The sequence below is a fragment of the Pseudomonas sp. Irchel s3h14 genome, from assembly GCF_900187425.1.
In the GTDB taxonomy this organism is placed as follows: domain Bacteria; phylum Pseudomonadota; class Gammaproteobacteria; order Pseudomonadales; family Pseudomonadaceae; genus Aquipseudomonas.
The window spans coordinates 14,159-36,781 of record NZ_FYDJ01000006.1 but is presented as its reverse complement, the minus strand read 5'-3'; the positions used below and the strand labels follow the sequence as shown (position 1 = coordinate 36,781).

The following is a 22,623-nucleotide window of genomic DNA, read 5'->3' as shown; positions in this document are numbered from 1 at the left end:
AGGTTTGCGGTGCTTCTACTCGCCGTCCCAATAATCCACGCCGTCGGCCGGCCTGGCGACGGCGACGAAGCCCGAGGCATTGCCCTCGGCATCGACCTTGAAGTCGTCCATCACCGCATACTTGCCGGAATCCGGGTACTCGCAAATCTCGGGTGATTGCTGGGTGCTGACCGCCAGGTAGCGCAGCTCAGCGTTGCTGGTGTTGATGATCTGGTGCGCGGTTTCAGGGCCGCCCGGCGGGCAGGCAATGACATCACCGGCGCGAACGGGAAAGCGCTCGGCGCCCAAACGAATCTCCCCTTCTCCGGCCACGATGTAAAACATCTCCTCGTTGACCCGATGACTGTGAAACGGGCTGCCACGCATCCCCGGTTCCAGCGCGTACAGGCGATAACCCAGCTTCTGCGCGCCCAGTTGCTGGCCGATGCGCGCCTGCCGTTGCTGATAGCGGTCGGCGGTGTCTCCCGTCGGGGCAAACGCTTCGGGCAGCGGCTCAAGTTCGGCCTGATCCAGATTAAGAATGGCAGGATGCATGAGTCACCTCAGTCACGGTTTCGCTTGCTGGGCAGCAGGATAGCCAAGGCCACTGCGGGCAAATTCCACGGCTTTGTGAAACTGCTCATCGGTCGGCCGCACGCCGGTGTACAGCACGAACTGCTCCAGCGCCTGGATCGCGATCACTTCCAGCCCGGTGATCACTCGCTTGCCTTCAGCACGAGCGCGCACAATCAACGGTGTTTCCGAGGGGACTGCCACTACATCGAAGACAGTCTCGGCAGCAGCGATGGTTTCAACATCGAACGCCAACTGATCGGCCTCGGGGCCGGACATGCCGATCGGTGTGACGTTGATCAGCATCTGCGGCCGCTCCGAGCCCAGCTCCGCTTGCCATCGATAGCCCAGCGAGTCGGCCAACGCCCGTCCGGAACGCTCGTTGCGGGCAACAATCAGGCCATTTTTGTAGCCACCGTCGCGCAAGGCGCTGGCCACCGCCTTGGCCATGCCGCCGCTGCCGCGCAGGGCAAAGGTCAATTCCTTCGGCACCTGGTGGGTGTCAAGCAACTGGGCAATCGCGATGTAGTCGGTGTTGTAAGCCTTGAGATGGCCGTTAGTGTTAACGATGGTGTTGATCGATTGAATGGCCGCAGCGGAGGGGTCCAGTTCATCGACCAGCGCAATGCAGGCCTCCTTAAACGGCATCGACACGCCGCAACCACGAATCCCCAAGGCGCGAATACCGCCAACGGCGCCTGGCAGATCCTGACTGCTGAAAGCCTTGTAGTAAAAATTCAGGTCCAGTTGCTCATACAGATGATTGTGAAACCGCAGGCCGAAGTTCCCGGGACGTGCAGAAAGCGACATGCACAGCTGGGTGTCTCTGTTGGGGTTCATCTGCATGAAAAATCTCCTTGAATAGCACTTTCAGATGGACGGGATTAGCCAATCCATCGGGTCTGATCGATCATAACGGTGTGTCTGCACGCGGCCTCACTGAACCGTAAAGTAGCTAGTACAGACCTTACACAAAATTTACCCAACGGCTGTGCTGATTTTGAAAAAAACGCTGTCTTAGAAGTATCCCCGCGACAATCCTTGGGTCTATTGCAGACACAAGCGCCGGGGCGAAGAACCGAGGAACTATCATGATCCGTAAAATCCCCACAGTAGCCTTGCTGATCGGTGCTCTTGCTATCGCAGGGCAGGCAGAAGCTGGCGGCGGTCACGGCGGTCACGGTTGGGAAGGGCCGGCGGTATTTGGTGCGATCGTTGGCTCGGCCATCGTCGGTTCGGCCATCATCAATAGCAACCGGCCGATCTATGTACAGCAACCGGTTTACGCTCAACCACAACCGGTTTACTACGGCCCGCCCCCGGTTTATTACCAGCCGGCACCGGTCTACGTGCAACAACCGGTCTATTACGGCCCACCGCCGGTTTACTACGGCCCGCCACGTGGTTATTACGGTCCACCGCGCGGTTACTACGGCCCTCCCCGCGGCTATGGCCGCTGGTAACGCAATCATCAGGCCCCGCCTCAACAACGGGGCCTTTTTTGTGACCGTCCGTCGGCAGAGGTCTGGATAAATCTCGCCAAGGTCGCTGTCGGGACAGTCTTTGCGGTGCAAGTTGGCAAGATTGACTCGCCACCCTTCCCCCACTTTGGGGAAAACGGTCATATTTATGTCATGTCGGGTCCGCAATCTTGGATCTGTCCGTTAACAACAGGTTGATAAAAACAAGGACGACCTCATGCCCACGCAAAACCCGCACCGCATTGTCGGCTTGTGCACTTCCAGCAAGGTGTACAACGCACTGACCGAACTCAAGCACCTGGAAGGCCATCGCAGCGCCAAGTTTCTTTCGCTGCTGGCAGAAAACCTGGTGCGAAAAGGCCTGCTCAACGAGCAGGAAGTGGTTCATATGCTGGATCTGGTGGTCGACTGAAGCGAAGCCTCATTGGCATCAATGACGACTATCGAAAGCGTTGATTGTCCGTTCAAGCGTCCGGTCCGTAAGGTAGCTCCACAGATTGATGGAGGTACTTATGTCCCAGGTTCAGATCATGTCCGTTATCGGCAGCGCCGTTCCCGCACCGCTTAGAGAGCTAGGATTGCTCGCCTGTTGGTACCTGGTGCAGGACGGCGAACCGATCAGCGGTCCGCTCACCTCGCTGCCGGCCGCCCAGGCACTGTCGCAACGCATCGGCCAAGGCCAACTCAGCGCTTAAGGCAGCTGCACCCGCGGCTTGGTTTCAATGAAAATTGCCCAGCTCGACATGAACAGCGCAGCGATCAGCGGCCCGATCACAAAGCCATTGAGGCCGAAGATCGCCAGACCGCCAAGGGTCGAGATCAGGATCAGATAGTCCGGCATCTTGGTATCCTTCCCTACCAGGATCGGTCGCAGTACGTTATCCACCAGGCCGATCACAAAAATCCCGAACAGCACCAGCACTACGCCCTGCCAGATCGCTCCGGCGAACAGGAAAAACGCCGCCACCGGCGCCCAGACAAGCCCCGCCCCCACCGCTGGCAACAGCGACAGAAACGCCATCAGCACCGCCCAGAGCAATGCGCTCGGAATATCCAGAAACCAGAAAATCAAACCGCCCAATGCGCCCTGCGTGATCGCCACCAGCAGGTTGCCCTTCACCGTGGCGCGCACCACGCGATTGAACTTGAGTTGCAAACGACGTTTCTGGTGCTCCTGCAGCGGCACCGCGGCGCGAACTTTACGTGCCAGCTCCGCCCCATCCCGCAGAAAGAAGAACAGCAGGTAGAGCATGATGAAAAAGCTCACCACAAATTCGAACGTGCCTTGGCCGAAACTGAAAGCCTTCGTGGCGATAAACTCATTGCCTGTCACCGCACTCTTGATGATTTTCTCCCGCAGTCCGTCCAGCTCGCCAACCCCGGCCCGATCGAGCAAGTGCTGGAAGTACGGCGGCAGGCTGTGTTTGAAATGCGTCACATACCCGGCGATGTCCAGTTCGCCGCTTTCGATGCTCTTGTAAACCGCGGCCCCTTCCTGGACCAGCAAGATACTGAGGACGATCACCGGCAGAATCGCGATCATCAGGCAGATGCTCAGGGTGAGCAGCGACGTCAGGTTGCGCTCCCAGCCGAACTTCAGTTGCAGTCGTCGCTGCATGGGCGCGAAGAGGATGCCGAGGATCACCGCCCAGAACACCGCGCCGTAAAACGGCAGCAAAATCCAGATGAAAGCGGCGGTGACCAGCCCCAGCAAAATCACCAGTGATTTGTTTTGTACTGTCTCTTCGTTCATGTCCGATCCATGTCAGTCCGCAAGGACACAATGTCGTGTCCTGATGCTTAGTCCGCCACGGTTCGCGCGAGTGCCATCCGTTTGTTCATCAAGCATAGATCCAGATCAATGAACCCCGCGGGCAAGCCGCTTACTCTCGGCGGCTTTTGTGACCGACTCTGCCATGACTCTCCTGCCTCCAGAACTGCTCGCCCCCGCCGGCACCTTGAAAAACATGCGATACGCCTTCGCCTACGGCGCCGATGCGGTGTACGCCGGTCAGCCGCGCTACAGCCTGCGGGTGCGCAATAACGAATTCGATCACGCCAATCTGGCCCTCGGCATCCACGAGGCCCAGGCTCAAGGCAAGCGCTTCTATGTGGTGGTGAACATCGCCCCGCACAACGCCAAACTGAAAACCTTCCTCAAAGACCTGGCGCCGGTAATTGCCATGGCGCCTGACGCGCTGATCATGTCCGATCCAGGACTGATCATGCTGGTCCGCCGGCATTATCCGCAGATGCCGATCCACTTGTCGGTGCAGGCCAACACGGTGAACTGGGCCAGTGTCGAATTCTGGCAGCAACAAGGCTTGAGCCGGATCATCCTGTCGCGGGAACTGTCCCTGGAAGAAATCGCCGAAATCCGCGAGCAAGTTCCGGCGATGGAGCTGGAAGTGTTCGTCCACGGCGCCTTGTGCATGGCTTATTCCGGTCGCTGCCTGTTGTCGGGCTATATGAACAAGCGAGACGCCAATCAGGGCAGTTGCACCAATGCCTGTCGCTGGAAATATTCGGCGCAAGAGGCCACGGAAAATCAGCTCGGCGAGATCGTGCAGACCTTCCAGCCCGAACCAACCCTGGGCATCGGCGCCCCGACCGATCAGGTGTTCCTGTTGCAGGAAGCCAATCGGCCCGACGAATTGATGCCGGCCTTCGAAGACGAGCACGGCACTTACATCATGAACGCCAAAGACCTGCGCGCGGTGCAGCATGTCGAGCGTCTGACGCAGATGGGCGTGCATTCACTGAAAATCGAGGGCCGGACCAAATCCCACTTTTATTGCGCGCGGACCACTCAGGTTTATCGTCGGGCGATCGACGACGCGGTGACCGGTCGCGAGTTCGACCGCAGCCTGATGACGGATCTGGAATCCCTCGCCCAGCGCGGCTACACCGAAGGTTTTCTGCGGCGGCATGTGCATGACGAATACCAGAACTACCAGCACGGCAGTTCGGTGTCGGAGCGACAGCAGTTTGTCGGCGAGCTGACCGGCGAGCGGCGTGACCGGATGGCGGAGGTCAAGGTGAAGAATCGATTTGGTCTGGGCGACCACCTGGAACTGATGACGCCCAAGGGCAACTTCCAATTCGACTTGCATGAGCTGCAAAACGTTAAAGGCGAGCCGATCGAGGTGGCGCCGGGGGACGGGCATACGGTGTATCTGCCGATTCCGGATGCAGTGGATTTGCGGTTTGGGTTGTTGATGCGCGATGTCAGCGTAAGCTGAATATCATCAAGCGACACAAAACTTGTGGGAGCGAGCCTGCTCGCGAAGACGGACTCTCAGCCAACATCATTGTTGAATGTTGAACCGCTTTCGCGAGCAGGTAAGCTCCCACAGGTAAGCCGTTACGCGAACTCCTCCCGCAACATCCCCACAAATGCCTCACGCGCCGGGTGAACCCCGGCGTTTTCATGCCAGTAAAACAGGTTGTCGATCGCCGTCAGCTCGGGAAACTCATACCCCGCGCAACCCGCCCCTTTGGCGTACTGATCAAACACGCCTTTTGGCACCAGCGCGACACCCGCCCCGGCACTGACGCAGCCGACAATCGCCCCGTAACTGGCCAGGCTGACAATCGGCAACGCCTGGCCCTGCCGCAGCAACCAATGCTCCAGCGCCGCCCGGTAGGGACAGCCCTGAGGCCACATGAACACGGTCTTGTCCTGCAAATCTGCGATGTCCCTTACCGGCCCCAGGGACGTCGAGGCAATCAGCAGCAGCTCCTCACGGTACATCGGCGTGCGCTTGAGGTGTGAGCGCTCGACATCCACCGCGACGATCGCGCCGTCGAGCCGGTGATTGAGTGTGTCGTCGAGCAATTGGCTCCAGGTGCCGGTGGTCAGCTCCAGCGCCACCGCCGGAAAACGCTTGTGGAATTTCGCCAGTAAACGCGGCAATCGCCCGGTCGCCGACGACTCGATGGCGCCAATGCGCAACGGCCCGGACGGCTCGGCCGAAGGGTCCACCGCGCGCTTGGCTTCCGCCGTCAGGGCGAGAATTTTCGAGGCATAAACCAGAAAGGTCTGTCCCGCCGGGCTGATTCGCAGCCCTCGGCCCTCGCGCAGAAACAGCGCGACGCCCAGCTCCGATTCCAGGGACTTGATTCGTGCCGTGATGTTCGACGGCACGCAATGCAACAACTCGGCCGCCCGGGCGATGCTGCCGACCTCGGCGACGGTCTTGAACATGCGTATCTGTGCCAGCTCCATACATCACCCAAAGTGAAGAGTTGACGCACTATAAGTCAGTTGTGGCGAACAGTCAGGCTTCTGATACTGGGTGCATCCGCCTACAGGTGCCCGATCATGAAGCCTCTCACGCCCTCACCCGGTTCTCCCGTCAAAATCATCCTGGCCATGGCATTTGTGGTCGGCTGCTGGGGTTACTCACCGACCGGCATTCACATCGGTTTGCAGGCCTATGATCCCGGTCATCTGGCCTTGCTGCGGTTTCTACTGGCGTCGGCATTCATGGCGGTGGTCGCGGTGCTCCGGGGCATCAGCCTGCCGAACAGGCGTGACCTGCCGCTGCTGTTCGCGCTCGGTTTCTTTGCCGTGAGCCTGCACCATGTCGCGCTGAACTTCGGCCAGCAAAGTGTCAGCGCCGGCGCCTCCAGTGTGTTGGCGCAATCGACACCGTTGTTCAGCACGTTACTGGCGCGCTTCGTCTTCAAGGACCGGGTTAGCGCGTGGCGCTGGGGCTGCGTTTTCCTGGGATTGATCGGCGTGTTGATTGTGGTGGCCGGTGATCACGGACTGGGGAGCATCGACGCCCATGGATGGCTGATTGTGTTGGCGGCGGTGTCATGGAGTTTTTACTTTGCCTTGCAGAAGCATCACTCGCGGCGCTACGACGGGCTGACGTTGGTGTGTTACACGGTTTGGTTCGGGACGTTGCTGCTGTTGGTTTATCTCCCGGGGCTGGTGAGCCAGGTCATCACCGCTCCGGTTGAAGTGCAGCTTGCGGTCATCGGGTTGAGCATTTTTCCAAGTGCCCTCGCGTATCTCGCCTGGGCCTATGTGCTCACTCATGTGGATTTGAGCCGTGCAACGATGACGCTGTATCTGATTCCACCAACCGCCATGGCGATTGCCTCTTTTGCGCTGGGCGAGCGACCGACGTTGATGATCGTTGGGGGAGCACTGGTGGTGCTGGTCAGCGTGTTGGCCTTGAATCTGGAACGGCGGGTGGTGGTTTCGGTGGTTAGCGTCTGATCATTGATTTGTGTCGAGGCGTCTGGCGCTATCGTCGGAATGCCGCCCAGACCAAGCTCGCTCCCACACGGATCTCGGCGCTGGTCAGCGATCGGCCGAAAACCGGTCGCGGCTGTTGGTCAGGTGCAGCCACATCGCTGCCCGCGCCGCATCCGGATCCTGGCGTTTGATCGCGTTGAGAATCGCCTCGTGCTCAAGGTTGGCCAGTTGCCCGAGCTTGCTCAAGTCCACTGCGCCGCGCTCGGCGGCATTGACGCGGGTGCGCGGGATCATGGCGCTGCCCAGGTGCTGCATGATTTCGGTGAAGCACACGTTGCCGGTGGCTTCGGCGATCAGCAGGTGGAAGCGCTTGTCGGCTTCGACGCAGCTGTCGTTGTTGGCCAGCAGGCTTTGATAGTCGTCCAGCGCTTCGCGCATCTGCGCCAATTGATGATCCGTGCGACGGGTTGCCGCCAAAGCGGCGGCCTGGGTTTCCAGGCCCATGCGCAACTCCAGAATGCTGCGCACTCCCAGCGCGGTATCGACGTTCAAACGCAGACCCTGCTCCGGTGCTCGCTCGATAACAAAGGTGCCAATACCGTGCCGGGTTTCCACCAACCCGGACGCCTGCAATTTCGAGATCGCCTCGCGCACCACCGTGCGACTGACCCCGTGCTCCTGAACAATCGTGTTCTCGGACGGCAGCTTGTCCCCGGGCAGCATCTGGCCGAGCAAGATGCTCTGGGTCAGTTTGGCGACCAGGTCATGAGCCAGGTTGTGGGTGCGTTTGCGGGCAGGCGCGTCGAGGTCTTCTTGCATGGCGATCATCCGGAAGCAGAACTATCGGAATCGTAGCACTGCGCTCGATGGGAATCTCAGGAAAACGCCAACCAGCTTGTATGACAACACTCAACAAATAGGGTATTCGAGACCATCAGAAAGGTCACGCATCAGCGCAAAAGAATAATAAATGCTCCATAAATCGCCATTTTGTTGGGCAATCACTCTTGCGGTATGAAAAAACGTAGTTGTATGATGTCTATTAACATCGCAACACCCAGTCACACCCCGCATAAAAATAATCAGTGGGAGATAACGCAGTGAATACATCCATATCCGGGATGAACGATGGCGCCGATTCGGTCCTGAAATCCGCCATCTCGAAAGTGAAACGCCATGTACTGCCGCTGTTCGTGATCATGTTCATCGTCAACTACATCGACCGCGTGAACATCGGCTTCGTCCGCGCCCACATGGAACATGACCTGGGCATCGGCGCTGCCGCCTACGGCCTTGGCGCCGGTCTGTTCTTCATCGGTTACGCGCTGTTCGAAGTCCCCTCCAACATCCTCCTGCAAAAAGTCGGCGCGCGAATCTGGCTGACCCGCATCATGCTGACCTGGGGCCTGGTCGCCGCTTGCATGGCGTTCATCCAGAACGAAACCCACTTCTACATCCTGCGATTCCTGCTGGGCGTGGCCGAAGCAGGTTTCTTCCCCGGAGTGATTTACTACTTCACCCGCTGGTTACCTGGCGTTGAACGCGGCAAGGCGATTGCCATCTTCCTCAGCGGTTCAGCGATTGCTTCGCTGATCTCCGGCCCGTTGTCCGGGTTACTGCTGCAAATCAGCGGTTTCGGCATGCACGGCTGGCAGTGGATGTACTTCATCGAAGGGATGTTCTCGGTGGGGCTGTGCGTGTTCGTCTGGTTTTGGCTGGACTCCAAACCCCACGACGCCAAATGGCTGAGCCGCGCCGAACAAGACGCGCTGGTCAAAGCCATCGACGACGAACAACTGGCCCGTGAAGCCGCGACGCCGATCAAACCGTCGTTGGGCAAGCTGCTCAAGGATCGCCAGATCATCCTGTTCTGCCTGATCTACTTCTTCATCCAATTGACCATCTACGCCGCGACTTTCTGGCTGCCGAGCATCATCAAAAAGATGGGCGACCTGAGCGATATTCAAGTCGGGCTGTTCAACTCGATTCCGTGGTTGCTGTCGATCGTCGGCATGTACGCCTTCGCTTCGCTGTCAGCCAAATGGAAGCATCAACAAGCCTGGGTCGCCGCGGCCCTGCTGATCGCAGCAGCCGGGATGTTCATGTCCACCACCGGCGGGCCGATCTTCGCCTTCATTGCGATCTGCTTTGCTGCGCTGGGTTTCAAATCGGCGTCGTCGCTGTTCTGGCCGATTCCGCAGGCCTATCTGGACGCACGGATCGCGGCGGGTGTGATCGCGCTGATCAACTCGGTGGGCAACCTCGGCGGCTTCGTCGCGCCGACCACGTTCGGCCTGCTGGAAGAACGCACCGGCTCGATTCAGGGCGGGCTGTACGGCTTGGCCGCGACCTCGATCATCGCCGCGATCATCGTCTTCGCCGCACGCAATAAACCGAAATCCGCACCTGCCGCTGCACTGGCCAAACCAGCGCCCAACCACGCCTGAACACTCATGTAAGAGCACTGTTTTGAAGGACATGACAATGAACACACCAGAAACCGCCAAAGCCCCGATCATCACCAGCATGCAGGTTGTTCCGGTGGCCGGCCACGACGGCATGTTGCTCAACCTGAGCGGCGCTCACGGGCCATTTTTCACCCGCAACATTGTGATCCTCAAGGACAACGCCGGTCACACTGGCGTCGGTGAAGTACCGGGCGGCGAGCGCATTCGCCAGACCCTCGAAGACGCTCGCTCATTAGTGGTTGGCAGCCCGATCGGCACGTATCAGAAGATCCTCAATCAAGTGCGCCAGACCTTCGCCGATCGCGATGCCGGCGGTCGCGGGTTACAGACATTCGATTTGCGCATCACCATCCACGCCGTCACCGGCCTGGAAGCCGCCCTGCTCGATCTGCTCGGTCAGCATCTGGACGTGCCGGTCGCCGCCCTGCTCGGCGAAGGTCAGCAGCGCGATGAAGTGAAGATGCTCGGCTACCTGTTTTATGTCGGTGACCGCAACGAAACCGACCTGGCCTACCGCAGCGAACCGGACGCCGATAACGACTGGTTCCGCGTGCGTCACGAAAAAGCCATGACCGCCGACGCCGTGGTGCGTCTGGCCGAAGCGGCTCACTCGCGCTACGGTTTCAAGGACTTCAAACTCAAGGGCGGCGTACTCAGTGGCGATGAAGAAATCGAAGCCGTCACCGCCCTGGCCGAACGCTTCCCCGATGCGCGTATCACCCTCGATCCGAATGGCGCGTGGTCGCTGAAAGAAGCCATTCGCCTGTGCCGGGATCAGCATCACGTCCTGGCTTACGCCGAAGACCCGTGCGGCGCGGAAAACGGTTATTCGGGACGTGAAGTCATGGCTGAATTCCGTCGAGCTACTGGCCTGAAAACCGCCACCAACATGATCGCCACCGACTGGCGGGAAATGGGCCACGCGATCCAGCTGCAATCAGTGGACATTCCGCTGGCCGACCCACACTTCTGGACGATGCAGGGCTCGGTCCGTGTGGCGCAGATGTGCCATGAATGGGGCCTGACCTGGGGTTCGCATTCCAACAACCACTTCGATATTTCCCTGGCCATGTTCACCCACGTCGCGGCCGCCGCACCGGGTGAAATCACCGCCATCGACACGCATTGGATCTGGCAGGACGGTCAGCGCCTGACCAAAGCGCCGCTGCAAATCATCGGCGGCTGCGTGCAGGTGCCAAAGAAGGCTGGGTTGGGCGTCGAACTGGACATGGATCAGCTGGCCAAGGCCCATGAGCTGTACAAAGGCATGGGATTGGGCGCGCGGGATGACAGCGTGGCGATGCAGTTTCTGATTCCGGGATGGAAGTTCGATAACAAGCGGCCGTGTCTGGTGCGCTAGCCCGTTCAGAAACACTGCAATTCTTGTGGGAGCGGGCTTGCTCGCGAAAGCGGTCTATCAGCCACATTGATGCTGGATGTGCCGCCGTCTTCGCGAGCAAGCCCGCTCCCACAGGAGTGGCGTTCGTTAATTCAGTTTTGCCGTTTGCAGCAACCAGCCCTTGAACGCCTCCATCGCCGATGTTTCGGGGCGGGACTGCAAGCGGGTCAGCCAGTAACTGCCGGTAGTGATCCCGATAGCGAACGGTTGTTCGATTGCACCCGCCGCCAGTTGCCGGCCGAACATCAACGGCGGCGCCAATGCCACGCCCGCCCCTTGCAGCGCTGCCTCCATCATTGCCAGCGATGAGTCGAAGACGATGCTTCGGGGCGACGCTGTGTGGGTCGATAGGCCGGTGGCCTGGAACCATTCGGGCCACTCGTCCGTGCGATAGGAACGCAACAGCGTTTGCTGCAACAGGTCTGTCGGTGTTTTCAGTTGCCGGGCAATCTCGGGCACACACAACACCGATAACGGTGCCTCGATCAACCTCACTGCTTCAATGCCATGCCACGCCCCCGCGCCAAAACGAATCGCGTAATCCAGCCCTTCAGCCGCCACATCCACTCGATTGTTGTGGGTCGACAGGCGCAAATCTATGAACGGATGTTTCGCCTGGAAGTCGGTCAGCCGTGGCAACAACCAGCCCACCGCGAACGTCCCCACCGCGCCGACCGTCAATACCTCGCGAAAATGTCCGCCTTCGAATCGCTCAAGGGTTTGCGCGATACGGTCGAAAGATTCGCGCAAAACCGGCAGCAGTGTTTCGCCTTCGCTGGTCAGCATAAGCCCGCGGGGCAAGCGCTTGAACAGGGTCACGCCAAGTTGAGACTCCAGGCTCTTGACCTGATGACTCACCGCCGCCTGAGTGACGCACAACTCAACGGCCGCCCGGGTGAAACTCAAGTGCCGGGCAGAGGCCTCGAAGGCGCGCAATGCATTGAGCGGTAATTGAGGCCGGATCATGACAACTCCAAAATTTTTCTAATGGCTCGTCCGAAATATCATCGGTTGTCGAACTTCGGCAGACTGCATAGATTTGGCTCGCCTATCAGCAACCCGAATTGAAAAGCCGCTCGGAGTGTAGCGGTTAGTACCCTTGAACCTCATGGAAAGTGACTCAATCATGCATAACAAGCTCGCATTCTACAGCGCTTTCGCACTGTTCCTCAGCGCCGGTCATTGCGTTGCTGACGACCGCATCGAAGCCATCGTGAAGGCCGCCATCGAACCGGTGATGCAGCAACAGCAGATCCCCGGTGTCGCGATCGCAATTACCGTCAACGGCCAACCGCATTACTTTAACTACGGCGTGGCCTCGAAGGAAAACGGCAAAGCCGTCACCGAAGACACCCTGTTCGAGATCGGCTCGGTGAGCAAAACCTTCACTGCCACCCTCGCCGCCTACGCTCAGGCCACCGGCAAACTGTCCCTGTCGGACAAGGCCAGCAGCGTGCTGCCGGAGCTGCGTGGCAGCGCGTTCGACACCATCAGCGTGCTGCAACTGGGCACCTACAGCGCCGGTGGCCTGCCGCTGCAATTCCCCGACGATGCCGATGCACCGGACACGATGCTCGGCTATTTCAAACAGTGGAAACCGACTTATGCCGCAGGCACCCATCGGCAGTATTCGAACCCGAGCCTGGGGTTGTTCGGCTACCTCGCCGCCCAAAGCATGGGCGCGCCGTTTGATGACGTGATGGAAAAAATCCTGCTGCCGAAACTCGGGCTGAAACACACCTACCTCACAGTGCCGCAGGCTGAAATGGGGCTTTACGCTCAGGGTTACAACAAGGAAGACAAACCGGTGCGAGTCGGGCCGGGGGCACTGGATTCGGAGGCTTATGGCGTCAAAACCAGCGCGGCGGACCTGATTCGGTATGTTGAGGCGAACATGAAACCGTCGGGGCTTGAAGCGTCGATGCAGCGGGCGATCGCCACCACTCATACCGGTTACTACAAGGTGGGCGAGATGACTCAGGGGCTGGGTTGGGAGTTCTACCACTACCCGGTCACCCTCGATACATTGCTGGCGGGTAACTCGACGCAGATGGCGATGGAGGCTCACGAAGTCCAGTGGCTGACCCCGCCGCAACCTCAACCAGAAAACGTATTGATCAACAAAACCGGCTCAACAAGCGGCTTCGGTGCTTACGTGGCGTACGTGCCGTCGAAAGACATCGGCATTGTGATCCTGGCCAACAAAAACTACCCGAACCCTGAGCGGATCAAGATTGCTCATACGATATTGAGCGCACTGGCGAAGTAGCCAAGAAACGCAAATCTCGTAGCAGCTGTCGAGCTTGCGAGGCTGCGTTCGGCTGCGCAGCAGTCGTGATCCGGAAAATGCGGTTTTTTTGAAAGAACGCGGTTGCAGGTTTTACGACTGCTTCGCAGCCTCGCAGGCTCGACAGCTGCTACAGATCTCCAGTAGGCAAACAAAATGGGCGACCCCTTTGAGGTCGCCCGTTGTCGTTACTGCGTCAGCTCAATGCCGAGTCGGCGGCTGAGCGTCAGGTGCAGCGCTTCCCGGATCAAGATTTTCCCGTGCCTGATTCACCAACAACTCGGTGACCGCCGCCAAATGCTGAATCGACAGCAGCACCTTGCGGTTCGAGCCTTCCAGTTTCCCGGCAAAATTCGCAATCAGGACGGTCAGGGAGGCAAGGTTTTCGCAGGCCTGATTTAGCAGGGTTAGTGTGTCGACACCAGGAGCGACAGTGAAAATCTGCTGGGTCGTGGCGGTACGCCTGGGGCTTCGGGTGACTGCGCCTTTTGCGGTTTCACACAGGTTCGCGGGATCAGGATGATCGGCGTCGGTTGGGGTTTGCGGTTGATGCTTGCTGAACTTTTTCACAGACGAGGCTCCTTTTTGTGCCATTGGTGTTTTTCGTCCCTGGATCCCTCAGTGTCGCGGATTCCCACGTCCGACCGCGATTTTGCGGTGGCTGACGAAGGCTAGCGGTGCTCTCTGACAGAAACCAGTTCATCAAGACCGACAGAACTTGCAGGAAACTTCCGAGACTAATAGAAGCCAATACATCTCACCCCGAAACACCCGGTTTTTTGTAGCCGTTACCGAGCAAAAAAATGGGCGACCTCTTGAAGTCGCCCATTTTTGATTGTTGCTACAAAAGTCTGCGTTTAATCATCCGGCATTTCAGGCGGCTTGACGGGTTTCGCCGGTTTGCCTGGTTTTGCGCCCTTGGTGCCCTTTGCACCATTGACCGGTTCAGCCGCATCAACAGGCATCGCGACCGTCGGCGCTGCGGCTTCTTTCTCAGTCGCTGGCAAGGCGTCGATCGTGTCGAAAATTTTCTTCAAATCGACTGATTTTGATTCATCCCCCGAACTCTCAAGTTTCTTCTCGCCGTCCTTGCCCACCAGGATGATTTTGCTCTTCGCGCCCGCACCCAACTTGAGCGAGCGGATCAATGCCGCCGTGTCTTGTGGCCCCAGGTCTTTGCCCTCGCGCTGGCCCATCAAATTGAGCACGGTATACAGGACCATGTTTCGCTCGGTGAAACCCTTGCGGTTGGCCGGCTCATCCAGCGACTTTTTCAGGCTGACCCACGTGGGATCGACCGTACTTGGAGCGATGACAATCAGTGGCCGGGACCTGCCCTTGTCCATATCCAGCGGTGAGCCGTCATCGGCAGCGAACAAGGGGCCGGCGAAAGCCAGCAGGGTAGTCAGGGTCAATGACCTGATGAGCATGCGCATCTCCTTTTGATATCCACGCTCTAATGATTGCGCATCGCGGCGTTCGTTCCGGGTGACGCCCGCAATTATGTCTCGCCTTGCCCCAAGCTTAGGTCAGGGCGGTCATTGCGCAACAGGCTGAGCTAATCTCATAGCTCAACAACCAAGCCCTGATCCGCCGTGAGGACCTGTGCATGAGCGCTCAGTTGAACCACACCATCGTCTGGTGTCGCGACAAACAGACATCAGCCAACTATCTGGCAAACATCCTCGGTCTGCCCTGCCCCGAACCCTTCGGCCCGATGCTGATCGTCAAGTTCGACAACGGTGTGTCGCTGGACTTCTACGACAATGACCCGCCGATTGCCTCCCAGCACTATGCGTTTTTGATCGGTGACGAGGATTTCGATGCGGCCTTCGCCCGCCTGCAAGCCAGAAAGCAACCCTGGTGGGCCGACCCCGGCAAACAACGACCAAACGAGATCAACGATTACGGCGGTGGCCGGCGGGTTTATTTCGATGACCCGGACGGGCATCTGCTGGAGATTCTGACTCGGGCCTAAGGGCGCCTGCCAAGCTGGTTTGTTTCTGGAACCTCTACCCGATTAAAAGGCCAGTTTGTACCCGATCAGCACCAGCATCGTGGCCAGGCAAGGCCGCAGCACTTCATCGGAGATACGGCCAGTCAGGTGGCTGCCCAGGTAAATCCCCGGCAGCGAACCGACCAGCAAGTAACCCAGCACGTGCCAATCCATGTTGCCCATGCTCGCATGGCCGAGGCCGGCCACCAGGGTCAGCGGTACGGCGTGCGCGATTTCCGTGCCGACCAGGCGGCGGGTCGGCAGCAGCGGATAGAGAATGAACAACGCAACGGTGCCCAGGGCGCCAGCGCCGATTGAGGTCAGGGCAACCATGGTGCCGAGGACCAGGCCGGTGATCACGGTCAGCGCATTCAAGCGGTTGCCGCTGGGGTTGTAATGACCGCCCGCGCGTTTGTGGGCGAAATCGAGCAGGCGTTTCTTGAAGAAAATAGCCAACGCCGTGGCAAACAGGACAAAACCCAAGGCCTGTTTGATGACCGCGTTCATCGCCTCGGGCGACGTTTGCAAGGTGCTCAGGAACCACAACGTCAGCGCCACCGCCGGCACACTGCCGAGGGTCAGCCAACCGGTAATGGCCCAGTCGATGTTCTTGTTCTTTCGATGAACCAGCACGCCACTGGACTTGGTAATCGCCGCGTACAGCAAATCCGTCCCCACTGCGGTGGCCGGATTGACGCCGAACCACAACAGAATGGGAGTCATCAACGAACCGCCACCAACCCCAGTCATCCCGACAATAAAGCCGACCACCAGACCTGCCACGACTAAACCGAAATTACCGAATTCCATTAACACGCCCACAAAAAACGCATGAAAAATCTGGCCCGCAGCATAGCGATTTTTCTTATAACCACTTATATCGATGCGATCTATCTTTATGCACTTCTTCGCTTACTGCACTGGCAAGAAATTCAAAAACAGCAAACTCTGCGCGTAATTCAAACCGATCCGGCGGTAGCGTTCGTCCAGCATCTGCGTCAGCAGGTCCAGCCGCGCAACGATCTTGCCGAACTCCACGGCAAAACTAAGATTGCTGCCCTCCTCCGAGATTTCGTTGGAGAACAGCAACGGCTCGCCGTTCTTGTTTTGCCGCTGACTGAGTATCCAGGTGGCTTTCTCGATGTTGCGGGCGGCGTTGCTGACGAACGTCGGGTTGATCGCATCCGTCATGTAGAACTCGAGCCGATTGCCGTGGGCGGTGACGAGCATGCTGCCGATGGCATAGATGAAGGCACCGACCCGGTCGCCGAGAAACTCCGGGCTCATGGCATAACTCAGCGCTGCCAGGTCTTTTTTGCCACCCAGGGTCGGCAGCGGCTGTTGCTGTTCGATGGCCATGCGCACTTGCTTGCCAGCGGTGCGGGCATCGAGGAAGCCGGATTTTTTCAGCTCGTCCGGGTTGCGCAGGTAGAGCTTGCTCATCAGCAGGTAGAGGCTGTCGAGGTTGTCGCGCATCGCCAGGGTCGCCATGCGGTCGACGCTGGTCTGGAGGAGTTCCTGGGGTTTGCCTTCACGAAACTGGCTGACGATGTCGCTGCCCTGCTGCTGACTGCACCCAGAGGCGGCGAGCATCGACAAGCAGGCCAACAGCAGGCAACGGCGGCGGATGGGTGTGGTGGTGAGGGGTAAAACTCGAGCCATGGGTTATTGAACTTGGGCATGGGCCGGCGGTGGGGATTCGCCGCAGGCTGGCCAAGAATAGAGCCGTGAATCCTGAAAAAGTGCAGTGCCGACGGTCCGTAAGCGTTGGCAACCGTTCGGTCAAGGGTAAGGCTATGCCCAAAGCACTGTGATGAAGTTTTCTGCCCAGTAAACATTCCGGCCCAACGCCATCCCGTAGCAGCTGCCGAGCCCGCGAGGCTGCGTCCGAGGACGAAGTCCTCGCAATTCCTACGCACGCGGTGTTCAAACACCCCATTGTTTGATTCGGCGACTGCTTCGCAGCCGAACGCAGCCTCGCAGGCTCGACAGCTGCTACACATCGACGGAACCACCGGGCTATTCTGCTGCCCATTGAAGTATCGATCGAAATTCAGAAAGGAGATTTGAATGCGGACCCTCGAACTGGCCGGCGTCAACGTACCGGTCATCGGCCAAGGCACCTGGCGCATGGGAGAAGATCGTTCCCGGCACACCCAGGAAGTGGCGGCTTTGCGCCTGGGCATCGAATTGGGCATGACCCTCATCGACACCGCTGAAATGTACGGCGAGGGCGGCGCTGAGGAAGTGGTCGGTGAAGCCATCGCCGGCAGGCGTGACGAAGTGTTTCTGGTGAGCAAGGTGTACCCGCACAACGCCAGCCGCAAAGGCATCCCCCAGGCGTGCGAACGCAGTCTGCGGCGGCTGGATACCGACTACATCGATCTCTACCTGCTGCACTGGCGTGGCCAGTATCCCCTCGAAGAAACGGTCGAAGCCTTCGAACGACTGCGCGAAGAAGGCAAGATCGGTCGTTGGGGCGTCTCCAATTTCGACGTCGAGGACCTGGAGGAACTGGCCTCACCGGCCTGTGCCACCAATCAGGTGCTCTACAACCTGGAAGAACGCGGCATCGAGTTTGATTTACTGCCCTGGAGCCGCCAGCATCGAATGCCGATCATGGCCTACTGTCCGATCGGTCAGGGTGGGCCTATGCTGAACCATACAATGCTCAAACAAATAGCCGCCCGTCACCGTGTGACGCCGGCCCAGGTAGCGCTGGCATGGATGCTGCGTAAGGAAGGCGTGATCGCCATCCCCAAAGCGATCCGACCCGAACACGTGCAACTCAACGCGCAAGCCGCACAATTACAACTGGAGGCAGGGGATCTGGAGGCGCTGGACCAGGCGTTTCACGCGCCACAACGCAAACAGCGGTTGGCCATGGTCTGAGCCATCGCAGTCTGTCAGAGGGCTTCGGCATGAGAAGCACTGATCAGCTCGATTCCTTTAATCTGCAACGCTTTGTCCAGGCACAGGAAAAAGTGTTCAAACGGGTCCAGGACGAGCTGACTGCCGGTCACAAGCGCAGTCACTGGATGTGGTTCATTTTTCCGCAATTTGCAGGGTTGGGCGGCAGCGAGATGTCCCGCCACTTTGCCATTCGTTCCAAAGAGGAAGCCGAGGCGTACCTCAATCATCCGCTGCTGGGTTCACGGTTGCGCACCTGCACGCAGTTGGTGCTGAACATCGAAAAGCGCTCTATTGCGGGCATATTCGGCCACCCCGACGATCTCAAGTTTCACTCTTCCATGACGCTGTTCGCCCAGGTTGCCGGCGCCAACAGCGACTTTCATCAAGCGCTGGACCAGTATTTCCACGGCATCCTGGATGACTGGACGTTGTTGCTGCTGGACTCAAAACAGGCCCAACTGCCCACCAATCAAGGTTGAAAAGTCGTCGTCCACGAAGGGCAGAATGGCGTCCGCCACCGGTTGCAGTTGCCGGGTGACGTAGTGGTCGTAGTCGATGGGCGCGCTGCGGATTTCCAGCGGTTCAGGCCCGGCGACGGTGATCACGTAACTGATCCAGCCACCGTTCTGGTATTGCCGCGGACGGCCCTGCCGGTCGTTGTAATCATCGGCCATTCGCGCGGCCCGCACATGCGGCGGCACGTTGCGCTGATAGTCATCGAGGGTGCGGCGCAGGCGCTTGCGGTAGATCAGGCGATCGTCGAACTCCCCCGCCAAGGTCTTGCGCACATAGTCGCGCACATAATCCTGATAAGGCTTGCGATAGAAGATGCGCAGGTACAGCTCCTGCTGGAATTGCCGGGCCAGCGGCGACCAGTCGGTGCGCACGGTTTCCAGGCCTTTGTAGACCATTTCGTCGGTGCCATCGGCGCGGGTCACAAGCCCCGCATAGCGCTTCTTGCTACCCTCCTCGGCGCCGCGAATGGTCGGCATCAGAAAGCGCTTGTAGTGGGTCTCGAACTGCAACTCTAAGGCACTTTCCAGACCGTATTGCTGCTGCACATGTTCGCGCCACCACTGGTTGACGTGATCCACCAGAGCGTGGCCGATCAGTGCTGCTTCCTGTTGACCGTGGGCACGGCGCAGCCAGACGAAGGTCGAGTCGGTGTCACCGTAAATCACCGTATGGCCCTGGGCTTCGATCAGCTGGCGCGTACGCAGCATGATCTCGTGACCGCGCAGGGTGATGGACGACGCCAGGCGTGTGTCGAAGAAGCGGCAACCGCTGGAACCGAGCACGCCGTAAAAGGCGTTCATGATGATTTTCAGGGCCTGGGACAAAGGCGCGTTGTGTTCGCGCTTGGCGGTTTCACGACCTTCGGCGACCCGGGCGACGATGGCGGGCAGGCAATGCCGGGTTCTGGAAAAACGCGCACCGCGAAAACCTGGCACCGACTCGCTGTCAGCGGGATGTTTAAGCCCCTCGATCAAGCCCACCGGGTCGATGAGGAAGGTTCGGATGATCGATGGATAGAGGCTTTTGTAGTCGAGGACCAGCACCGACTCGTACAGGCCCGGTTGCGAGTCCATGACAAAACCGCCGGGGCTGGCCTGCGCAGGCTTGTTCCCAAGGTTCGGCGCAACGAAACCCTGGCGGTGCATCAGCGGCATGTAAAGGTGCGTGAACGCCGCCACCGAGCCGCCGCTGCGATCCGCCGGCAAACCGGTGACGCTGGCCCGTTCCAGCAGGAAGGTCAGCAGCTCGGTCTTGGCGAAAATCCGCGTCACCAGCTCGCAATCCTTGAGGTTGTACTTGGCCAGGGCCGGTTTGTCCTCGGCGAACATGCGGTTGATTTCGTCCATGCGCTGGTACGGATTGTCGATCGACTTGCCCTCGCCAAGCAGGGTTTGTGCGACGTTTTCCAGGCTGAACGAAGGAAAACTCCAGGTCGCCGAACGCAGGGATTCGATCCCATCGATGATCAGCCGGCCGGCGGCCGAGGCGAAGTAATGGTTGCGGCTACCGTGTTCGCGCCACTGCATTTCTTCGCCTCCCCGCCCCAGTTTCAGCGGCACCGCCAGGCGCCGCGCGTGTTCGTGGAGCACGCGGAGGTCGAATTGCACGACGTTCCAGCCGATGATCGCGTCGGGGTCATGGCGGGCGAACCATTCGTTGAGTCTTTTCAGCAGCAGGGTTCGGGAGTCGCAGTATTCGAGCTGAAAATCCACCTCGCTGTCGTCGCCATTGGGCGGGCCGAGCATGTAGACCTGGCGCTCGCCGCAGCCTTCCAGGGCGATGGAATACAGCTCGCCCTGAGCGGTGGTTTCGATGTCCAGTGAGACCAGCCTGAGGCTCGGGCGATAGTCTGGGTCGGGTTTCATCTGCGCATCGAGCAGCAGGCCTTCGGCGTTCGGCGTGCCACTGAACCGGACCGGCGCGGTGATGAAGCGCTCCATCATGTAGCGTTCCGGCGGGCGCACGTCGGCTTCAAACATGTCGACGCCGGCCTTGCGCAGCGCGGTTTCCAGGCGCATCAACTGACCGTGCTGCTGGCAATACAGACCGAGCACCGGACGGTGCTCGAAATCCAGCAACGCCAACGGCCGCAGCTCGACGTTCTTTTCGCCGCGCAGCAGCGCTTCGGCCTGCTCGCGCTGGGCGGCGGGGATGAACGCCACCGACGGTTGATGAGGCAGGCGGATCCGCTGGGGACCGGTGTCGGTCGCCAGCCAGAACTCGACTTCCGTACCGGCCGGGGTATCGCGCCAATGCCGGGTCAGGACGAAGCCCCGCTGTAAATCCACCACTGCAACCTCAAGATTTGATTCAAGGCGCAATTCTACGCGTCATCGAAGGCGATAGCCCGTCTGGCTCCAACGTCTCGGACAGACTTAGAACCTGTGGGAGCGAGCTTGCTCGCGATGAGGCCATAGCATTCGACATCTCTATTGCCTGTCAAACCGCTATCGCGAGCAAGCTCGCTCCCACAGGGTTTGATGGAGCCCATGGATCAATGAATAACTGTGAAAATTTTCAGGTTTACCGAAGAAAAACCGCTGAATGGCGTTTTTTGCGCGTTATCTGCCGCTTTCTGCCTTGCCCTCAGCGCCCGTGTCTACGATTCTTCAAGGACAACGACAACACCTGAGAAACTGCCATGAAAACCGTCGCCCAACTGCTGAAGTTAAAGGCTGAACAGAACCATGAAGTCCACACCATTGCACCGCATCAAATGGTGCTGGAAGCGCTGATGGTCATGGCCGCGAAAAACGTCGGCGCCTTGCCGGTCGTGAAAAATGGCGAGGTCGTCGGCATCATCAGCGAGCGTGACTATGCGCGCAAACTCGTGCTCAAGGGCCGCTCCTCCGTCGGCACGCCAGTCGAAGACATCATGGTGTCGCCGGTGATCACCGTGGACACCCATCAAACCGTAGAAACCTGCATGGGCATCATGTCCGACAAACGCCTGCGCCACTTGCCGGTGGTGGAAAACGGCACATTGATCGGTTTGCTGTCGATCGGCGACCTGGTCAAGGAGGCCATCGCCGAACAGGCTGAGCTGATTCGCCAGTTGGAGCAGTACATTCGCGGCGAATAGATCAATCCGGCCAATGCCGCGCGAAGACCGGTGCCAATGTCGGGTGCCGGTCGATGCGCGTAAGCCACGCGAAAAACCCGGGCCTTGCACTGCGTAAATGTTCCCGGCTGCCCGCCCATCTGGAAACCACCGCCGCCAGCACATCCAGGGCTCCCGGCGTCTCGTCACCCAGATACAAATCGCCCGAAAACTGATCGGCAAACACCTCCCAGTTCCTGTGCAGTCGCGCGCGGGCGCCGATCATGAGGTTTTGCCTGGACGATTCATCCGCCTCGGCCAACCAGCGCTCGGGGTAGTCGATGATGCCAATGGCCGAATAGCAATTGCTGACGATGTACACCAGGCCGCGAATGGCCTGATCCCGCGCGGCGGTGTTTTTCGGCAGCAGATTTGCTTTGGGAAACGTGAGCCCCAGGTGAATCAGAATCGCCGCGCTCTCGGTGAGAACGCTGCCATCGGGCAATTGCAGTGTCGGGATCTGTTTGAGCGGATTGAGCTTCTCCAGCGCGTGGGTCGCCTCAGGAGAGGATTCAACGTCGATGAAGCGGTAAGGAATTTCGCAAAGCTCCAGTGCCGCTTCTATCGCGGCAGCGCCGGAATTCTGGTGTCCGTATAACTGGTACATATCGCGCGCTCCTGGCGAAACGAAAATAGAGTCAGCAGACGATTGGGCGCAAGGCACGTTCCCTGCCATTGGGCCGGGCGATACAGGTAAGA

At 59.1% G+C, this 22,623-nt stretch carries 24 protein-coding genes; 12 read left to right on the top strand and 12 right to left on the bottom strand.

Going from position 1 to position 22,623, the window contains the following annotated elements; translation table 11 throughout:
* Positions 1-15: 15 nt before the first annotated feature.
* Together CKW16_RS13650 and CKW16_RS13645 are read right to left on the bottom strand one after the other, a co-directional pair.
* Positions 16-534, bottom strand: coding sequence for a cupin domain-containing protein (locus CKW16_RS13650; protein ID WP_095128874.1), 519 nt, complete (start codon positions 532-534; stop codon positions 16-18).
* 12 nt (positions 535-546) lie between these two features.
* Positions 547-1,398, bottom strand: a complete 852-nt coding sequence (locus CKW16_RS13645) for a shikimate 5-dehydrogenase (protein WP_095128873.1) — start codon at positions 1,396-1,398, stop codon at positions 547-549.
* Between the two features lie 245 nt (positions 1,399-1,643).
* Here CKW16_RS13645 and CKW16_RS13640 point away from each other — a divergent pair, with 245 nt between their 5' ends.
* The 3 genes from CKW16_RS13640 to CKW16_RS13630 all read left to right on the top strand — a co-directional run bounded on the left by CKW16_RS13640 (position 1,644) and on the right by CKW16_RS13630 (position 2,728).
* Positions 1,644-2,015 (top strand): hypothetical protein, encoded by a 372-nt coding sequence (locus CKW16_RS13640; protein WP_095128872.1) that lies wholly within the window; start codon positions 1,644-1,646, stop codon positions 2,013-2,015.
* A gap of 235 nt (positions 2,016-2,250) precedes the next feature.
* Complete coding sequence (locus CKW16_RS13635) at positions 2,251-2,445, top strand: hypothetical protein (RefSeq protein WP_003179723.1); 195 nt, start codon at positions 2,251-2,253, stop codon at positions 2,443-2,445.
* A 100-nt stretch (positions 2,446-2,545) separates the two neighbouring features.
* Positions 2,546-2,728, top strand: a complete 183-nt coding sequence (locus CKW16_RS13630) for a hypothetical protein (protein WP_095128871.1) — start codon at positions 2,546-2,548, stop codon at positions 2,726-2,728.
* Here the strand turns inward: CKW16_RS13630 and CKW16_RS13625 are convergent.
* On the bottom strand, positions 2,725-3,786 hold the full coding sequence (locus CKW16_RS13625) for an AI-2E family transporter (protein ID WP_095128870.1): 1,062 nt from the start codon (positions 3,784-3,786) through the stop codon (positions 2,725-2,727). The two genes, CKW16_RS13630 and CKW16_RS13625, sit on opposite strands and share 4 nt — an antisense overlap.
* A 163-nt stretch (positions 3,787-3,949) precedes the next feature.
* Between CKW16_RS13625 and yegQ the strand changes: the two genes are divergently transcribed.
* Positions 3,950-5,275, top strand: a complete 1,326-nt coding sequence (yegQ, locus tag CKW16_RS13620) for a tRNA 5-hydroxyuridine modification protein YegQ (protein ID WP_095128869.1) — start codon at positions 3,950-3,952, stop codon at positions 5,273-5,275.
* A gap of 122 nt (positions 5,276-5,397) precedes the next feature.
* Here yegQ and CKW16_RS13615 read toward each other — a convergent pair whose 3' ends face one another.
* A complete protein-coding gene (locus CKW16_RS13615) occupies positions 5,398-6,261 on the bottom strand; it encodes a LysR substrate-binding domain-containing protein (protein ID WP_095128868.1) in 864 nt (287 codons plus the stop codon).
* A gap of 96 nt (positions 6,262-6,357) precedes the next feature.
* Between CKW16_RS13615 and CKW16_RS13610 the strand changes: the two genes are divergently transcribed.
* Entirely contained in the window at positions 6,358-7,266 is a 909-nt protein-coding gene (locus CKW16_RS13610) for a DMT family transporter (protein ID WP_095128867.1), read from the top strand.
* Between the two features lie 84 nt (positions 7,267-7,350).
* On the opposite strand, the gene CKW16_RS13605 is transcribed toward CKW16_RS13610, so the two are convergent.
* Positions 7,351-8,064, bottom strand: a complete 714-nt coding sequence (locus CKW16_RS13605; protein WP_046047599.1) for a FadR/GntR family transcriptional regulator — start codon at positions 8,062-8,064, stop codon at positions 7,351-7,353.
* Between the two features lie 281 nt (positions 8,065-8,345).
* On the opposite strand from CKW16_RS13605, the gene CKW16_RS13600 reads away from it, so the two are divergent.
* On the top strand, positions 8,346-9,692 hold the full coding sequence (locus CKW16_RS13600) for an MFS transporter (protein ID WP_095128866.1): 1,347 nt from the start codon (positions 8,346-8,348) through the stop codon (positions 9,690-9,692).
* 37 nt (positions 9,693-9,729) lie between these two features.
* Positions 9,730-11,073, top strand: a complete 1,344-nt coding sequence (gudD, locus tag CKW16_RS13595) for a glucarate dehydratase (RefSeq protein WP_095128865.1) — start codon at positions 9,730-9,732, stop codon at positions 11,071-11,073.
* Between the two features lie 126 nt (positions 11,074-11,199).
* Here the strand turns inward: gudD and CKW16_RS13590 are convergent, their stop codons facing one another.
* Positions 11,200-12,078 (bottom strand): LysR family transcriptional regulator, encoded by an 879-nt coding sequence (locus CKW16_RS13590; protein ID WP_095128864.1) that lies wholly within the window; start codon positions 12,076-12,078, stop codon positions 11,200-11,202.
* Positions 12,079-12,238: 160 nt separating this feature from the next.
* Between CKW16_RS13590 and ampC the strand changes: the two genes are divergently transcribed.
* Positions 12,239-13,381, top strand: coding sequence for a class C beta-lactamase (gene ampC, locus CKW16_RS13585; protein WP_305883229.1), 1,143 nt, complete (start codon positions 12,239-12,241; stop codon positions 13,379-13,381).
* 219 nt (positions 13,382-13,600) lie between these two features.
* Here the strand turns inward: ampC and CKW16_RS13580 are convergent, their stop codons facing one another.
* Positions 13,601-13,969, bottom strand: a complete 369-nt coding sequence (locus tag CKW16_RS13580) for a DUF6124 family protein (RefSeq protein WP_095128862.1) — start codon at positions 13,967-13,969, stop codon at positions 13,601-13,603.
* Positions 13,970-14,256: 287 nt separating this feature from the next.
* Positions 14,257-14,829: a DUF4174 domain-containing protein gene (locus CKW16_RS13575; protein WP_095128861.1), complete on the bottom strand. Its 573-nt coding sequence runs from the start codon at positions 14,827-14,829 to the stop codon at positions 14,257-14,259.
* Positions 14,830-15,008: 179 nt separating this feature from the next.
* Between CKW16_RS13575 and CKW16_RS13570 the strand changes: the two genes are divergently transcribed.
* Positions 15,009-15,377 carry a VOC family protein gene (locus CKW16_RS13570; RefSeq protein WP_095128860.1) on the top strand — a complete coding sequence of 123 codons (369 nt, stop codon included), beginning with the start codon at positions 15,009-15,011 and terminating at the stop codon, positions 15,375-15,377.
* A 42-nt stretch (positions 15,378-15,419) separates the two neighbouring features.
* Here the strand turns inward: CKW16_RS13570 and CKW16_RS13565 are convergent, their stop codons facing one another.
* Positions 15,420-16,205 (bottom strand): sulfite exporter TauE/SafE family protein, encoded by a 786-nt coding sequence (locus tag CKW16_RS13565; protein ID WP_095128859.1) that lies wholly within the window; start codon positions 16,203-16,205, stop codon positions 15,420-15,422.
* 102 nt (positions 16,206-16,307) lie between these two features.
* On the bottom strand, positions 16,308-17,057 hold the full coding sequence (locus CKW16_RS13560; RefSeq protein ID WP_095128858.1) for a hypothetical protein: 750 nt from the start codon (positions 17,055-17,057) through the stop codon (positions 16,308-16,310).
* A 408-nt stretch (positions 17,058-17,465) separates the two neighbouring features.
* Between CKW16_RS13560 and CKW16_RS13555 the strand changes: the two genes are divergently transcribed.
* On the top strand, positions 17,466-18,287 hold the full coding sequence (locus tag CKW16_RS13555) for an aldo/keto reductase (RefSeq protein ID WP_095128857.1): 822 nt from the start codon (positions 17,466-17,468) through the stop codon (positions 18,285-18,287).
* A gap of 29 nt (positions 18,288-18,316) precedes the next feature.
* The gene (locus CKW16_RS13550) at positions 18,317-18,787 is read left to right on the top strand and encodes a DUF1810 domain-containing protein (protein ID WP_095128856.1); all 471 of its coding nucleotides are present in this window, start codon (positions 18,317-18,319) and stop codon (positions 18,785-18,787) included.
* Here CKW16_RS13550 and CKW16_RS13545 read toward each other — a convergent pair.
* Positions 18,752-21,112 carry a DNA polymerase II gene (locus tag CKW16_RS13545; RefSeq protein ID WP_176471559.1) on the bottom strand — a complete coding sequence of 787 codons (2,361 nt, stop codon included), beginning with the start codon at positions 21,110-21,112 and terminating at the stop codon, positions 18,752-18,754. The genes CKW16_RS13550 and CKW16_RS13545 overlap by 36 nt on opposite strands.
* A 353-nt stretch (positions 21,113-21,465) precedes the next feature.
* Between CKW16_RS13545 and CKW16_RS13540 the strand changes: the two genes are divergently transcribed.
* Complete coding sequence (locus CKW16_RS13540; RefSeq protein WP_033057363.1) at positions 21,466-21,906, top strand: CBS domain-containing protein; 441 nt, start codon at positions 21,466-21,468, stop codon at positions 21,904-21,906.
* A 1-nt stretch (position 21,907) separates the two neighbouring features.
* Here the strand turns inward: CKW16_RS13540 and CKW16_RS13535 are convergent, their stop codons facing one another.
* Entirely contained in the window at positions 21,908-22,531 is a 624-nt protein-coding gene (locus CKW16_RS13535) for a glutathione S-transferase family protein (RefSeq protein ID WP_095128854.1), read from the bottom strand.
* Between the last annotated feature and the right edge of the window lie 92 nt (positions 22,532-22,623).